Origin of the sequence: Xanthomonas sp. NCPPB 1325 (assembly GCF_041477645.2) — a bacterium.
Classification (GTDB): Bacteria; Pseudomonadota; Gammaproteobacteria; order Xanthomonadales; family Xanthomonadaceae; genus Xanthomonas; species Xanthomonas cannabis.
The window spans coordinates 1883312-1898318 of sequence record NZ_CM192985.1; the positions used below are offsets into that span (position 1 = coordinate 1883312).

Annotated in this window: 15 protein-coding genes and 1 pseudogene; 11 read left to right on the forward strand and 5 right to left on the reverse strand. The window is 64.8% G+C overall.

Going from position 1 to position 15007, the window contains the following annotated elements:
* Positions 1 to 7 precede the first annotated feature (7 nt).
* Genes ACCQ10_RS07885 through ACCQ10_RS07900 form a run of 4 tightly spaced genes read right to left on the reverse strand, consistent with a single transcriptional unit; the run spans position 8 to position 2476 of the window.
* Positions 8 to 994, reverse strand: a complete 987-nt coding sequence (locus ACCQ10_RS07885) for a hypothetical protein (protein ID WP_039403197.1) — start codon at positions 992 to 994, stop codon at positions 8 to 10.
* A complete protein-coding gene (locus ACCQ10_RS07890; protein WP_372362701.1) occupies positions 991 to 1866 on the reverse strand; it encodes an ABC transporter ATP-binding protein in 876 nt (291 codons plus the stop codon). Before ACCQ10_RS07890 ends, ACCQ10_RS07885 begins: the two co-directional genes overlap by 4 nt.
* Entirely contained in the window at positions 1863 to 2225 is a 363-nt protein-coding gene (locus ACCQ10_RS07895; RefSeq protein WP_003483692.1) for a GntR family transcriptional regulator, read from the reverse strand. The genes ACCQ10_RS07890 and ACCQ10_RS07895 overlap by 4 nt, the downstream gene beginning before the upstream one ends.
* 2 nt (positions 2226 to 2227) lie before the next feature.
* Positions 2228 to 2476, reverse strand: coding sequence for a hypothetical protein (locus ACCQ10_RS07900; RefSeq protein WP_372362702.1), 249 nt, complete (start codon positions 2474 to 2476; stop codon positions 2228 to 2230).
* 135 nt (positions 2477 to 2611) lie between these two features.
* On the opposite strand from ACCQ10_RS07900, the gene ACCQ10_RS07905 reads away from it, so the two are divergent.
* The 11 genes and pseudogenes from ACCQ10_RS07905 to ACCQ10_RS07955 all read left to right on the forward strand — a co-directional run bounded on the left by ACCQ10_RS07905 (position 2612) and on the right by ACCQ10_RS07955 (position 11916).
* Positions 2612 to 3169 carry a glutathione peroxidase gene (locus tag ACCQ10_RS07905; RefSeq protein ID WP_372362703.1) on the forward strand — a complete coding sequence of 186 codons (558 nt, stop codon included), beginning with the start codon at positions 2612 to 2614 and terminating at the stop codon, positions 3167 to 3169.
* 90 nt (positions 3170 to 3259) lie between these two features.
* On the forward strand, positions 3260 to 4231 hold the full coding sequence (locus tag ACCQ10_RS07910) for an FKBP-type peptidyl-prolyl cis-trans isomerase (protein WP_039403181.1): 972 nt from the start codon (positions 3260 to 3262) through the stop codon (positions 4229 to 4231).
* A gap of 61 nt (positions 4232 to 4292) precedes the next feature.
* Positions 4293 to 4646, forward strand: a pseudogene (locus ACCQ10_RS07915) (UDP binding domain-containing protein); the annotation flags it as partial.
* The gene (locus ACCQ10_RS07920; RefSeq protein ID WP_039403175.1) at positions 4639 to 4875 is read left to right on the forward strand and encodes a SlyX family protein; all 237 of its coding nucleotides are present in this window, start codon (positions 4639 to 4641) and stop codon (positions 4873 to 4875) included. The pseudogene ACCQ10_RS07915 and the gene ACCQ10_RS07920, both read left to right, overlap by 8 nt.
* An 18-nt stretch (positions 4876 to 4893) precedes the next feature.
* Entirely contained in the window at positions 4894 to 5631 is a 738-nt protein-coding gene (locus ACCQ10_RS07925; protein ID WP_372362704.1) for a DUF2058 domain-containing protein, read from the forward strand.
* Positions 5632 to 6024: 393 nt separating this feature from the next.
* The gene (locus tag ACCQ10_RS07930; RefSeq protein WP_372362705.1) at positions 6025 to 6867 is read left to right on the forward strand and encodes a transporter; all 843 of its coding nucleotides are present in this window, start codon (positions 6025 to 6027) and stop codon (positions 6865 to 6867) included.
* 29 nt (positions 6868 to 6896) lie between these two features.
* Entirely contained in the window at positions 6897 to 7151 is a 255-nt protein-coding gene (locus tag ACCQ10_RS07935; RefSeq protein WP_506191973.1) for a hypothetical protein, read from the forward strand.
* A 149-nt stretch (positions 7152 to 7300) separates the two neighbouring features.
* Positions 7301 to 8407, forward strand: a complete 1107-nt coding sequence (locus ACCQ10_RS07940; protein WP_372362706.1) for a LacI family DNA-binding transcriptional regulator — start codon at positions 7301 to 7303, stop codon at positions 8405 to 8407.
* A gap of 13 nt (positions 8408 to 8420) precedes the next feature.
* A complete protein-coding gene (gene fucP / locus ACCQ10_RS07945) occupies positions 8421 to 9731 on the forward strand; it encodes an L-fucose:H+ symporter permease (protein ID WP_228889707.1) in 1311 nt (436 codons plus the stop codon).
* On the forward strand, positions 9728 to 10714 hold the full coding sequence (locus ACCQ10_RS07950) for a carbohydrate kinase family protein (protein WP_372362707.1): 987 nt from the start codon (positions 9728 to 9730) through the stop codon (positions 10712 to 10714). The genes fucP and ACCQ10_RS07950 overlap by 4 nt, the downstream gene beginning before the upstream one ends.
* Positions 10711 to 11916, forward strand: coding sequence for an AGE family epimerase/isomerase (locus ACCQ10_RS07955; RefSeq protein ID WP_372362708.1), 1206 nt, complete (start codon positions 10711 to 10713; stop codon positions 11914 to 11916). Before ACCQ10_RS07950 ends, ACCQ10_RS07955 begins: the two co-directional genes overlap by 4 nt.
* Positions 11917 to 12045: 129 nt before the next feature.
* Here ACCQ10_RS07955 and metH read toward each other — a convergent pair whose 3' ends face one another.
* Positions 12046 to 14799 carry a methionine synthase gene (metH, locus tag ACCQ10_RS07960; protein WP_372362709.1) on the reverse strand — a complete coding sequence of 918 codons (2754 nt, stop codon included), beginning with the start codon at positions 14797 to 14799 and terminating at the stop codon, positions 12046 to 12048.
* Between the last annotated feature and the right edge of the window lie 208 nt (positions 14800 to 15007).

A 15007-nucleotide genomic window follows, 5' to 3' on the forward strand; every position in this document is an offset into this window, starting at 1 on the left:
ATGTCCTTCAGGCTTCTGAGCGCCGGCGGCGCAGGTAGATGGAGGCGACGATCAGGGCCACACCGATGGCGGCGCCGATCCAGATGTCGGCATTGCCGTAGACGCGTGCGCTGTCGGTGTGCTGCAGGGCCCACTGCACCAGGTCGCTGGGGTTCTGCATGGCGCTGCTGTCCAGGTTGCCGCTGACCGCACGCGGCGACCAGGTGCCCGGCAGCACGCTGAGCAGGCCGCGGTAGCCGACGATGTACCAGATCCAGCCGATCGGCAGCGACACGCCGGGCATCGCTGCAAGGATGCTCAGCATTACGCAGGCCAGCAGCGGGAACAGCACCGCCCACAGGAACGGCTTGCTCGAGGCCCAGGCCGAGCAGAACATCAGCCAGCCGATGGTGGGCAACGACCACAGCAGGCTCATCGGCACGGTCTTGAGCAGCAACCACAGTAGCGCGAACGGATGCGAGTGCGTGGCCATGGCCCAGGGGCTGGGCGCACCGGCGATCAACGCGCCGCCGATGGCGATCAGCCACAGCGCCAGCCCCACCACCAGGCCGATCGCAATGGCGATCAGCGGCGCCAGCAACAGCGCCCAGGCGGCCTTGGACAGCACGGTCTGCACGTCGGAGACCGGCAGCGATTTCCAGAACAGCACGCTGCGGTCGCGGCGGTCGTCGTACAGGCTGCCCAGCGCATAGAAGAACACCACGAAGGCCAGTACCACCGAGGCGATGCCGATCCCGCCCAGCAGCAGGCCGTCGCCCACCTGGCCCAGGGTGCGGGTGTACTCGGCCATGTCGTCCAGGTTGACGCTGTCGCCGACCATGTTGCGGCGGGCGGTGATCGCACCGATCACCGCGCCCAGCAGCGCGAAGAACACCGCAATGCCGCCGGTGATCACCTGCGCCCAGACGAAGCCGCCACGGTGTTCCCAGTATTCGCGTTTGAGCAGCCAGCCGAAGGTGCGGGCGGGCGATGCGTGGTTGGTCATGGCATTCATGCGTAGGTCCCCTTCATGACGGCAACAAACAGGTCGGCCAGGCCGGGATTGCGGGTTTCGCCGAAGTGGGCGAGCTGCGCTTTGGGCACGCCGTCGAACAACATCACCGTCTTGCCGAAGGGCAGGGCGCGTTCGTCGATCGGCCTCAATGTTCGCGCGGCGTCGAGGTGCTCGGTACCGACCAGCACTTCGGTGTAGCGCTGCGCCACGTCTTCCATGTCGGCAGTCAGCACGATGCGGCCGTCGCGGATGAACATCACATCGGTGAGGATGTGTTCGATCTCCTCGACCTGGTGCGTGGTGACGATGATGGTCTTCTGCTCGTCGAAGTAATCCTCCAGCAGGCGCTGGTAGAACTGCTTGCGGTAGAGGATGTCCAGGCCCAGGGTGGGCTCGTCCAGCACCAGGATGCGTGCGTCGATGGCCATCACCAGCGCCAGGTGCAACTGCACGATCATGCCCTTGGACAATTCGCGCACCCGCGATTTGCGGTTGAGCTGGGTGTTGGCCAGGAAGCGCTCGCACTTGGCGCGATCGAAGCGCGGATGCACGCCGGCCACGAAGTCGATCGCCTCGCCAACCCGCAGCCAGCGCGGCAGCACCGCCACGTCGGCGATGAAGCAGACCTCGTTCATCAGCGCGTTGCGCTGGGTGCGAGGGTCCATGCCCAGCACGCGCAGCTCGCCGTCGAAGTCGGTCAGGCCCAGTACCGCCTTCAGTGCCGTGGTCTTGCCGGCGCCGTTGGGGCCGATCAGGCCGACGATGCGGCCGGCCGCGATGGTGAAGCTGGCGTTGTCCAGCGCCAGGCGATGTTTGTAGGCCTTGCGCAGGCCGCGGGCGTCGACGACATGGTCGGTGGAGACGGCGGTCATGGTGTTTTCCCCTGTGGCAACAGATCGTCGATGGACAGGCCCAGGCGCTGGATGCGTTCCAGCACCGCCGGCCATTCTTCATTCAAGAAACGCTCGCGTTCGCTGCCGCGCAGCTTCTGTGCGGCTTCCGGGGTCATGAACATGCCCAGGCCGCGGCGTTTTTCCACCAGGTTCTCGTCGGCCAGTTCCTGATAGGCGCGCGAGACGGTGATCGGATTCAATTGATAGTCCGCCGCCACCTGGCGCACCGAGGGCAGGGCATCGCCCGGCTTGAGGATTCCATCGAGCATCATGGCAATGACCCGTTCCTTGAGTTGGCGGTAGATGGGAGCGCCGTCGCTCCATTGGATGTCGTTCATGATCAGCTCCGTGGGCGCAGAACCTGCGCGAAGGAGAAATAGGGCATCGACAGCGAGGCGCGCGGATGCCGGCTAGGCCGGGTACGTGCTTCGGGGGGAGTTGTCGCGTTTTCCGTAACCGCTTCCGACACGCCATAATCGGCGCCGGACTCCGTTACCTGACTGGAAGCGGCTCCCAGCCAACCAATGGCAAACAGGGTGCTGCCGAACAGCAACAGCGGAACTGGTCGCGTGACACGTGTGCTGTTCATGCTTTCCCCCTGCGTTGGATGACTGGTGTTGTATTCAACTATAACACCGACACGCAGGCAGTCAACCGTCTGTCACACCCAACTGATGGCACCCCGCCAGATTCGGGATGCCGATCCCTCGCCGAGGTATTGCCCATGTTGCTGAAACGTCTGTTAGTGGTTGTATTTGCTGGATTTTTCGCGGGATCGGCGCTGGCCGCCGGCGCTACGCTGCTGGATCTGGACTACCGCCCGCTCGCCGGAAAGGCGCCAATCAACCTGAACCGTAGTTACGGTGGCAAGGTGGTGATGGTGGTCAACACCGCCAGCAAGTGCGGCTACACCCCGCAGTACGAAGGCCTGGAAGCGCTCAACAAGCGCTACGCCAGCCGTGGGTTTGCGGTGTTGGGCTTTCCGTCGAACGATTTTCAGGGGCAGGAGCCCGGATCCGAGAAACAGATCCAGGAATTCTGCACCCTGACCTATGGCGTCAAGTTCCCGATGTTCGAGAAGGTGCATGTGCTTGGCAAGGAGGCCACGCCGTTGTACCAGCGGCTGACCCAGGCGACGGGCGTGGCGCCGGGGTGGAACTTCCATAAGTATCTGATTGGTCGCGATGGACGCGTGGTGGCGCAGTTCCCCAGCAAGATCAAACCGGACGATTCGCGCGTTGTGGCGGCGATCGAACGCGAGCTCAATGCGCCCTCGCGCTGAGCGCGGCTCTCGCAACGCCGCGTGCGCATGCGACAATGCGTGTTCAGCGCCGTCGGCGGCGTGTCTTTTCACTTTCGGGAAGTGCATCGAATGAAGATGGGAAAGCGCGGCGCGGCGGCGTCGCTACTGATGGTGGCAATGGCGGCTTCGGTGCCGGCGATGTCGCAGCAACCGGCCGCAGCGGCCACCAAGGAGAAGCCAGTTTTGAATGCATCGTCTGAGAAAAGCACGCGCGACAACGTCAGCTACGCCATCGGTATGGATGTGGCCCGCTCGTTCGAGCCGATCGCCCAGGACATCGATCTGAGCGCCATGCAACGCGCCATCGAAAATGCATTCAAGGGTGGCAAGCCGCTGCTGTCCGACGAGCAGACCCAGGCCACCGATACCGCCCTGCGCACCGCGCTGGCGGCCCGTAACGGCCAGCAGGTGCCGGGCATGGCGCCGGGTTCCGCGCCGGCTGCCCCGTCCAAGGAAAATGTCGGCCTGATGCTCGGCGACCGTGCAGTTGGTCCGTCGCTGGCCGGCATCAAGGACGAGATCGATCTGTCGATCCTGATGGAAGCGGTGCGTACCGTGTTCGCCAAGGGCACCACGCGCCTGACCCAGCAGGAAGCGGCCGCCACCATGCAGGCGTTCGCCTCGGCCAAGCAGGGCGCTGCCGGTGCCAAGAATCGCGAAGAAGGCAATGCCTTCCTTGCCAAGAACAAGACCGAGAAGGGCGTGATCACCACCGCATCCGGCCTGCAGTACATGGTGCTGCGCCAGGGCAGCGGCGAGCGTCCGATGCGGACCAACAAGGTGCGCGTCAATTACGAGGGCAAGCTGCTCAATGGGCAGGTGTTCGATAGTTCCTACCAGCGCGGCCAGCCGGCCGAGTTCGGCCTGGATCAGGTCATTCCCGGCTGGACCGAGGGCGTCGCGTTGATGCCGGTCGGTTCGAAGTATCGGTTCTGGATTCCATCCAACCTGGCCTATGGCCCGAACGGCACGCAGGGTGGGCCGATCGGACCGGACGCAACCTTGACGTTCGATGTCGAACTGATGGGCATCCTTCCCTGATCTGTCGCAGAACTTTTGTACCCATGCGCGTTGCGATCTCTGGTGCCGGCGACGTTGGTCCAGCACCGACGACGTGCGTGCTGCGTCCAGCCGTTGTCTGATGGCGCAGCCGTGGGAAGCCGGTGCCGGCGTGCGAGCCTCCGACCCGGAGGCCACTCGTGAAGCCAGGCGCATCTTCGGCGGGCGCGATGACCTGACCTTCTGCGAAGAAGCGTTCGCGGCACCGGAAGGCGCCCACGCATTGGTTCTGGTCACCGGGTGGAAGCAGCTCCGCAGCCCGGATGTCAGCAAGATCAGGCAGGCAGTGAAGGACAAGGTCGTGTTCGACGGCCGCAACCTGTATGACCGGCAAGAGATCGACGCCGCTGGTCTGGCTTACTACGCTATCGGACGAGGCCGTTCGTTACATGCATGAGCAACTCTCGCCGCGCGACCAGGACCTGGAAGCGCGATTGGTGGAACTGGAAACGCGCCTCTCCTTTCAGGAGCAGGCGCTCAACGAACTGAGTGAAGCGCTGGCGGATGCCCGTTTGACTGGTGCCCGCAATGCCGAACTGATCCGCCACCTGCTCGAGGATCTGGGCAAGGTGCGCTCCACGTTGTTTGCCGATGCGGCGGATGAACCGCCGCCTCCGCACTATTAATTGCAGATTGCCGCCGCCATGAGCGATACCCTACGTGACCAGCTGCTTGGCCTGGGCTTCAAGTCAGCGCCCAAGCCAGAACGCAAACCCGACGCGCGGCCTGCCGCGCGTCCGCACGGCAAGGGCGGCAAGCCCGCACCCGGCGGCCACCGGCCGGATGGCCAGGGCAGGGGGCCTCAGCGGTCGTCTGCCGCCGCGGCTACCGATGGCAGTGGCGAACGCAAGCACGGGGGCAGGCCCGATCGTCGTAACGACGGCCGGCCGACGGCGTCGCCACGTCCGCCGCAGGCCGATGCAGGCCGGCGCGGTCCCAGGCCGCCGCGCACGCGCGAAGACATCGATCTGGCCAAGGCCTATGCGATCCGGGCGCAGCGCGAGAAGGACGAACGCATCGAAGCCGAGCGGATCAAGCAGGAAGAAGCACGCCTGCGCCGCGAAGCCAAGGCCAAGCTGGAAGAACTGCTCAAGGACAAGGGACTGAATCACGCCGATGCCGACATTGCCCGGCATTTTCCGTACGGCGGCAAGATCAAGCGTATCTATGTCACCGCCGACCAGCTCAAGGCACTTAACGCCGGCGAGCTCGGCGTGCTGCAGCTCAACGGGCGCTATCTGCTGGTGACGGCCGAAGTGCTGGCCGACGCCGAGGCGGTGTTCGCGCCATCGGTCGCCCTGAAGGTGGACGCGAACGCACCTGCGGGCGAGGATCCCTATGCCGATCCCAAGTACCAGGTGCCTGACGATCTGGTCTGGTAAGGCGGCATCACGTGGCTGTCTTGAAAGGGCACCTGAGGGTCCCCTTTTTGTTGGCGGGCGAGCTTGCCAATGGTTGCGACCGGGCAGGGCGGCGGGATGCTGACCCACCGGATCGGGCCTGCCTGCCGGCCCGGCGATCGTCAGTGCGGGAGCAGTTGCTGGTTGACGTCGGTACGTGTCGGCTAGTGCGCCTGTTGTAGCTGTCGCCGCAGCGTGCTGTTTTGCCGCGCCACGGCCTGCCACGCGTACAACGCTGGCTGCGCCGCTGGCGAGAGCGGCGCGGTATACAAACCGGTCACGGCCGGCGCGGCACCATGCGCGCCGTTGCTGGTCGACGCAGCCATCCCGATGATTTGCTGCGTTGTCGCTCACTTCCTGCCGATGGTGCCACCCATGTCCGTGTTTTCTGTTCCCGCGCAATTGCGTGCCGATGCACCGTCGGTGCCGGCGTCTTCCTTCGTGAGCGAGCGGTTGCAGCTGCGCGCAGGGCGACCTCTGCTGTTGGCCGGGGCGCTGCTGGTGTTGTGCCTGAGCAGCCGGCCGGCAGCGGCGCAGGCGGAGGATCCACCGGCGTTCGACCGGCCCGGCATCCCGTTTGCCGCCGAGGTGTTGCAGCCCGGCGCATTCGCCTGGGAGCAGGGTTTGCCGGATGCGAGCACCGATCGCACCGATGGCCAGCGGACCACGCTGTACACCGCCGACACCGTGCTGCGTCTGGGCCTGTCGCAACAGGTGGAGCTGCAACTGGGCAGCGACAGTTACAACTGGCAGCACGGGGGCCGCCAACGCGTGCGCGGCGGTGGCGATAGCCACATCGGCTTGAAGGTGGCCCTGCCATCGCGCTCCGACAGTTTTCACTGGGCGGCGCTGGGCACCTACAGCGTGCCGACGGGCAGCCCGGCCTTCAGCGACGGCTATGCCCGCGAACTCGGCGTCACCGCCTCCTGGGACCTCGCGCAGCAGCGTGCATTTGCGCTGTACGTCAACTACGCGCGCGACGACGAGGGCCACACCTGGACCTTTGCACCCAATTACACGTTTTTTTCCGGCGAGCATTTCAGCAGCTACGTCGAAGCGGGGATCGATACCGGCAGCGAGCATTCGCGCGTGGCGGGTGCGGGCGGCGCCTGGCAACTGGCGCACGCGATGCAGCTGGATGTCTCGGTGCTGCGCGGGCTGACCTCGGAGAGCCCCGACTGGCAGGGCGGAATTGGATTGTCGATCGCGTTTCAGTAACGACTGTCGGTGAGCCAGACGTCTGCGTCGTGCTGCCCGACGACGCTAGCCGCGCGCTGCGCAGCTGCCGTGGTGGCCCGGAGAATCGTGGCGGCATCGCAATGCCGGGCTGCATTCTCGAGCTGGCGGTGGCGGTGGCGGTGGCGGTGGCGGTCACGGGCAAAAAAGTTCTAGATACGGGAGGGGCGCAAGGCGGAGACGGCACCATGTTGGCGGCAGCTGATCTTGCGGCAACGAGCCGTGCGCTGCTTAATCGCCCCGACCGACCAGTTGGCACGCACTGAATGGGCTATCCAGCCCGATTTGTTGCACTGCCGCATGCATTGAGAACAAGGAAAAGGCCTAATTGGATCGATCCAATGAACGCCACGGGCATGCGCATTTCTTTTAACGCCAGGTCTGCAACTTGACGCGCGCCACGCCGACATCTGCAATGGAAGAGGACGGCGACGCGCGCCGTCCGCGCCGTGGCGCAGTGACGTTGCGCGATATCGCGGTCGCCATCGGCGTGTCGCGTGCCACCGTCTCGCTGGTACTGCGTGGCAGCCCGTTGGTGCATGCAAGCACGCGGGCACGTGTCGAGGCCGAGCTGGATCGACAGAACTATGTGTACAACCGCGCCGCCGCCAATCTGCGCCGGCGCACCTCGTCCAGCATCGCGTTGGTCATCAACGACCTGTCCAATCCATTTTTTGCCGAGTTCGCCGCAGGCGTCGATGAAGCGCTGGGCGCCGCCGGCTATGTGACGCTGCTGGGCAGCACCGGTGAATCGACGCAGCGCCAGCAGGCGGTGCTGACCTCGGTGATGGAGCACACGCCGGCCGGAATCATCCTGTCGCCGGCCGAAGGCAGTCAGGCGCAGGCCCTGACCCAGGTGCTCGGCCGCCAGCGCAACGTCGTGCTGTTCAACCGCGAAGTGGAGGGTGCCGGTTGGGATCTGCTGGCGCTCGACAACGAGCAGGGTGCGTTTCTGGCCTGCACGCACCTCATCGCGCAAGGTCACCGGCACATCGTGTTCTTCGGTGGCCATGCCGAATCCAGTTCGTGCCGTCAGCGCCGTGCCGGCTACACGCGTGCAATGACGGATGCGGGGCTGGCCGTGCAGTACGTCGAGTCGGCACCCAATCGCCAGGATGCCGCGCTGTGTGGCGCACGCATGTTGGGCGGTGCGGGCCAGCGCGTGAGTGCGGCGGTCTGCTACAACGACAGCGTGGCGCTGGGCCTGATGGCCGCGCTGGCGATGCAGGGCCGTGTGCCCGGCCGCGATTTTGCGGTGACCGGCTTCGACGATATCGCCGAAGCCGCGTTGTTCACCCCGGCCCTGACCACGCTGGCCGCCGATCCGCGCGCGCGTGGCCGGCAGGCCGCGCAACTGGTGCTGCAGCGCATCGGCAGCCCTGAACTGGCGGCGCAACGGCTCACCGCCGCCGTCGCCTTGAAGATCCGTGCAAGCAGTGCATGCGCGCCGACCGCAGCGCCTGCGCCGCAACGCGCAAGCCATTCCCCCAACCGTTCCCCCACCAAGGCCTCAGGCCGCTGACCAGGCAACTCCTATGGTTTCCCTTTCCACGCAATCCACTGTGCCAAGCGGCAACAAGGCGCCCGTCAACAACGGCGTCGCGTTGTCGGTGGTTACCACGATCTTCTTCATGTGGGGCTTTCTCACCTGCCTCAACGACATCCTGATCCCGCACCTCAAAGCGGTGTTCGAACTCAACTTCGCCCAGGCGATGCTGGTGCAGTTCACCTTCTTCGGTGCGTATTTCCTGATGTCGCTGCCGGCCGGTTGGCTGGTGAACCGGTTGGGCTACAAGCAGGGCATCGTGGCGGGACTTGCGGTGGCGGCAGTTGGGGCGCTGGGCTTCTGGCCGGCGGCAGAATTGCGGGTGTATGGCGCATTTCTGGGCGCATTGTTCGTGCTGGCCACCGGCATCACCATCCTGCAGGTGGCGGCCAACCCGTACGTGGCATTGCTGGGTCCCGAGCGCAGCGCGTCCAGCCGTCTGACCCTGGCGCAGGCGCTCAACTCGTTGGGGACGGCGATCGCGCCGCTGTTGGGTGGCTGGTTGATCCTGTCCAACACGGTGATGAGCGGCGACCAGCTCAAGGCACTGCCGGAGGCCGAGCAGCTGGCCTATCGCGTGCAGGAAGCGCAGGCGGTGCAAGGTCCCTACATCGGCCTGGGCGTGGTGCTGTTCCTGCTGGCGATCTTCGTGTTTCTGTTCCGTCTGCCGGCACTGACCGATGCAGGCGCACAGAAAGACCAAAGCACGCATAGCCTGCGCGATGCCTTGCGTCACCCGCATGTGCGCTTCGGGGTGCTGGCGATCTTTTTCTATGTCGGCGCAGAAGTGGCGATCGGCAGCCTGATGGTTAATTACTTCTCGTTGCCGGAGATCGGCGGTTTCACCGAGCGCGAAGCGACCAAGTACGTCTCGGCCTACTGGACGCTGGCGATGATCGGCCGTTTCATCGGCTCGGCACTGCTGGCCAAACTGTCGCCCCGCGTCCTGTTGTCGGCGTTCGCGGCGATCAATGCACTGCTGCTGGGCGCCACCATGGTCAGCGGCGGCATGCTGGCGGTGTACGCACTGGTGGCGATCGGCCTGTTCAACTCGATCATGTTCCCGACCATCTTCACCCTGGGCATCGAGCGCCTCGGCCCGCTGACCGGGCGGGCGTCGAGCCTGTTGATCATGGCCATTGTCGGCGGTGCGATCGTGCCGTATCTGCAGGGCCTGCTCGCAGACCGGATCGGCCTGCATGAGTCGTTCGTGCTGCCGCTGGTGTGCTACCTGTACATCGTGTTCTACGGTATCTGGGGCTCTCGTCTGCGTGGCGCGTTGGCGGAGGCGCACGCATGAGCGCTGCCAAGAACCAGGTGATCTGCTTCGGCGAGGCCTTGATCGACATGCTGGCCTTGCCACAAGCCAGCAGCGACGACGCGCGCACGTTTGCGCAATATGCGGGCGGCGCACCGGCCAACGTGGCCGTCGCTGTCGCCAAGCTTGGCGGTGCGTCCCATTTTGTCGGCATGCTCGGGCGCGACATGTTCGGCGACTTCCTGCTGCAGAGCCTGCAGCAGGCCGGTGTAGCCACCGGCGGCATCGTGCGCACCGATCAGGCCAAGACGGCGCTGGCGTTCGTCGCGTTGGACGAGGCGGGCGAGCGCAGTTTCAGTTTCTACCGGCCGCCTGCAGCGGATCTGCTGTTCCGTCCCGAACATTTTGCTGCCGATGGCTTCGCGCAGGCGGCGGTGCTGCATGTGTGCTCCAACAGCATGACCGAGCCGGAGATTGCGCAATGCACGCTGGACGGCATGCGCCGCGCGCGCGCCGATGGTGCCATCGTCAGCCTCGATCTCAACCTGCGCCCGATGCTGTGGCCGCAGGACGTGAACCCGGCGCCGGTGCTGTGGGAGGCGCTGGCCCTGGCCGATGTGGTCAAGCTTTCGCGCGAAGAGCTCGACTATCTGGCCGGCACGCTGGACAGCGATGCCAGCGCAGTGACGCAGAAGCTATGGCAGGGCAACGCGAGCTGGCTGCTGGTCACCGATGGTGGCGGCCCGGTGCACTGGCAGACCCGCACCGATTCCGGCCAGGTGCCGGCGTTCACCGTGCAGGTGCGCGATAGCACTGCTGCGGGCGATGCGTTCGTGGGTGGGCTGCTGTTCCAGCTGGCTGCGCGCGGCACCACGCTGGCGCAATTGTGCGGCGATACCTCGGCGATGACCGAGGTGATCCGGTTCGCTGCCGCCGTCGGCGCATTGGCGGTCACGCGCAAGGGCGCGTTCGCTGCGATGCCCGGTATCGATGACGTCCATTCTCTGATCCAGGAACAAGCATGAGCCCGTTGCCCGCATCCCCCGCACCCGATTTCCGCTCGGCCGATGTCCTGCGCCAGCACATCGCCGACACCATGGCGTTCTATCACCCGCGCGCGATCGACCCGGCCGGTGGCTTCTTTCAGTATTTCCGCGATGACGGCTCCATCTACGACGCCGGGCACCGGCATCTGGTGAGTAGCACGCGCTTCGTCTTCAACTACGCGATGGCCTACCGCGAGTTCGGCAACGCCGAGTACCTGGAGGCAGTGCGCCACGGCCTGGATTATCTGCGCAACGTGCATCGCAATGCGGCGACCGGCGGCTATGCCTGGACCTTGCGCGATGGCGTGGTGGAAGACGACATGAACCACTGCTACGGCGTTGCATTCGTGCTGCTGGCGTATTCGTGCGGGCTGAAGGCCGGCATCGCCGAAGCCCGCACGTGGATGGACGAAACCTGGCAGCTGCTGGAGAAGTATTTCTGGGAGCCGGAATTTGGCTTGTACCGCGATGAAGCCGACGCCCACTTCAATTTCACCACGTATCGCGGCCAGAACGCCAACATGCATATGTGCGAGGCGATGATCGCCGCGTATGAGGCCAGTGGCGAGCAACGTTATCTCGACCGTGCGCTGCAGTTGGCCGACAACATGACGCGCCGTCAGGCCGCCAAGGCCGATGGCCTGGTGTGGGAGCACTACGACCCGCAGTGGAACATCGATTGGGATTACAACCGCGATGACCCCAAGCACCTGTTCCGCCCCTGGGGCTTCCAGCCAGGCCATCAGACCGAATGGGCCAAGCTGCTGATGCTGCTGGACCGCTACGCGCCGGCCGACTGGTTGTTGCCGACCGCGCAACACCTGTTCGATGTGGCGGTGGAACGCTCCTGGGATGCCCAACGCGGCGGGCTGTATTACGGCTTCGCACCGGACGGGCAGGTCTGCGATGACGACAAGTACTTCTGGGTGCAGGCCGAATCGCTCGCTGCTGCCGCATTACTGGCCCAGCGCAGTGGCGAGGATCGCTACTGGCAGTGGTACGACAAGCTGTGGGACTACTCCTGGAAGCACATGATCGATCACCGCTACGGCGCGTGGTATCGCATCCTGGACGCGGACAACCGCAAGTACAGCGACGAAAAGAGCCCGGCCGGCAAGACCGATTACCACACCATGGGCGCATGCTACGAGGTTCTGAACGTGTTGCGCCCGGCTGCCTGATGTTGATGTGATCAAAGCGCCGCTGTCGAAGGTCGGCGGCCCCACGTAGAAGCGCACCCGGGCACGACAGGGCTTTACTGGTAACGCCCTGTCGCGCCCGGGTGCGCTCCTATGGTGTTGCGGCGGACCTTACTCCGGGTCGTAATCCAGGTTCGATGCCAGCCAGCGTTCGGCCATGACCAGCGTGATCCCCTTGCGCTTGGCGTAGTCGGCGACCTGTTCCTTGCCCAGGCGCCCGACCACGAAATACTGGCTCCTGGGATGGCTGAAGTAATAGCCGGACACCGCCGCAGTGGGCAGCATCGCGAAGCTCTCGGTCAGCGTCATCGTGGTGTTCTGCTCTGCATCGAGCAGGTCGAACAGCGTGCGTTTTTCGCTGTGTTCCGGGCAAGCCGGGTAACCGGGGGCAGGGCGAATGCCGCGATAGCGTTCGGCGATCAAGGCGTCGTTGTCCAGGCTCTCGTCGTCCGCATAGCCCCAGAACTCGGTGCGCACGCGCTGATGCAAGCGCTCCGCCAGTGCTTCGGCCAGGCGATCGGCCAGCGCCTTGAGCAGGATCGCATTGTAGTCGTCGTGCGCGGCTTCAAAGCGGGCCACATGCGGGTCGATGCCGATGCCCGCGGTGACCGCGAAGGCCCCGATCCAGTCCTGCACACCGCTGTCCTTGGGCGCGATGAAATCGGCCAGGCAGAAATCGGGGCGGTCGATGGGTTTGTCGACTTGCTGGCGCAAGAAATGCAGGGAATGGGGAATGGAGAATCGGGAATGGTCGAGCGCGGGGGCATCGCTTTGCGATTCCCGACTCCCGATTCCCGATTCCGCCGCTTCGGTCAGGACGACGACGTCGTCGCCCACGCTATTGGCCGGCCATAGCCCAAACACGGCCTTCGCCGTCAGCCACTTCTCGTCGACGATCTGCTTGAGCATGCGGCGTGCGTCGCGATACAGCTCGCTGGCCTGGGTGCCGACGATCTCGTCGCTGAGGATGGCCGGGAACTTGCCGGCCAGCTCCCAGGCCTGGAAGAACGGGGTCCAGTCGATCAGCTCGACCAACTCCTGCAGCGGGTAGTCGTCGAAAACGTGGAGGCCCGGCTGGCGTGGCGCGGGCGGCACATAGCTGTCCCATCCGCCATCGAAGCGTTGCGCACGTGCCTTTTCCAGCGACACCAGTCGCTTGGCATCGCCACGGTTGCGATGGCGGGCACGGATCTCGGCGTAGTCGGCGTCATTGGCGGCCACGAACGCCTGACGCAGGTCGCGCGAGATCAGCGATTGCGCAACGCCGACCGCACGCGAGGCATCTTTGACCCACACGGTGGGCGCGGTGTAGTGCGGGTCGATCTTCAGCGCGGTATGCGCGCGCGAGGTGGTGGCACCGCCGATCAGGAGCGGGATCTCGAACCCCTGGCGCTGCATCTCGCGCGCCACATGCGACATCTCTTCCAGCGACGGCGTGATCAGGCCCGACAGACCGATCAGGTCGGCATTTTCTGCGCGTGCACGATCCAGGATCACCTGCGCCGACACCATCACGCCCAGGTCCACCACATCGAAGTTGTTGCAGGCCAACACCACCCCGACAATGTTCTTGCCGATGTCGTGCACGTCGCCCTTGACGGTGGCCATGATGATCTTGCCATTGGACCTGCCGACATCGCCGGTGCGCAATTTTTCCGCTTCGATGTAGGGCAACAGATACGCCACGGCCTTCTTCATCACGCGTGCGGACTTGACCACCTGCGGCAGGAACATCTTGCCGGCCCCGAACAGGTCGCCGACCACGTTCATGCCGTCCATCAGCGGGCCTTCGATCACATCCAGCGGGCGGGTGGACTGCTGACGCGCTTCTTCGGTATCGGTGTCCACGTATGCATCGATGCCGTGCACCAATGCATGCGCCAGGCGCGCGCGTACCGGCTTGTCGCGCCAGGCCAGGTCTTCGGCTTTCGCCGCACCCTTGGTGCCCTTGTAACGCTCGGCGATCTCCAGCAGGCGCTCGGTGCCGTCCTTGCGCCGGTTGAGGATCACATCCTCCACGCGCTCGCGTAGCTCAGGGTCCAGGTCGTCGTAGATCGGCATGCCGCCGGCATTGACGATGCCCATGTCCATGCCGGCCTTGATCGCATGGAACAGGAACACCGAGTGGATGGCCTGGCGCACGCTTTCGTTGCCGCGGAACGAGAACGACACATTCGACACGCCGCCGGAGATATGGCAGTGCGGCAACGTGCGTTTGATTTCACGGGTGGCTTCGATGAAGTCCACTGCGTAGTTGTCGTGTTCTTCGATGCCGGTGGCGACGGCAAAGATGTTCGGGTCGAAGATGATGTCTTCCGGCGGGAAGCCGACCTGCTCGGTCAGCACCTTGTAGGCACGCGTGCAGATTTCCACCTTGCGTGCGCAGGTGTCCGCCTGGCCCACCTCATCGAAGGCCATCACCACCGCGGCGGCGCCATAGCGCAGCACCTTGCGTGCCTGCTCGATGAAGACCGCTTCGCCTTCCTTGAGCGAGATCGAATTGACCACGCTCTTGCCTTGCAGGCATTTCAGGCCCGCTTCGATCACCGTCCACTTGGACGAATCGACCATCACCGGGATGCGCGCGATATCCGGTTCGGACATGATCAGATTGAGAAAGCGGGTCATCGCCTTCTCGGAATCGATCAGGCCCTCGTCCATGTTGACGTCGAGGATCTGCGCACCATTGGCCACCTGCTGGCGCGCCACTTCCACCGCTTCTTCGTAGCGCTCTTCCTTGATCAGCTTGCGGAACTGGGCGCTGCCGGTGACGTTGGTGCGCTCGCCGACATTGATAAACAGCAGGTCCGGGGTGATGACCAGCGGTTCCAGGCCGGACAGGCGGGTGTAGCGGGGAGTGCTCATGCAAGGCTCTGCTGGAGGTTGGCGCCGCGATCAGTCTGGGTGTGTTGGTGTTTATGACCAGATGAGGGAACGCGATGGAATGCGGCCCTCATCCGGCGCTGCGCGCCACCTTCTCCCGCAGGCGGGAGAAGGGGAGGGCGCTGCACCTGGAGTCTCTCTGTGGCAAGCCACGCCGTGCGGTGTTTTTCTTCCGCCAGCGGGAGAAGGG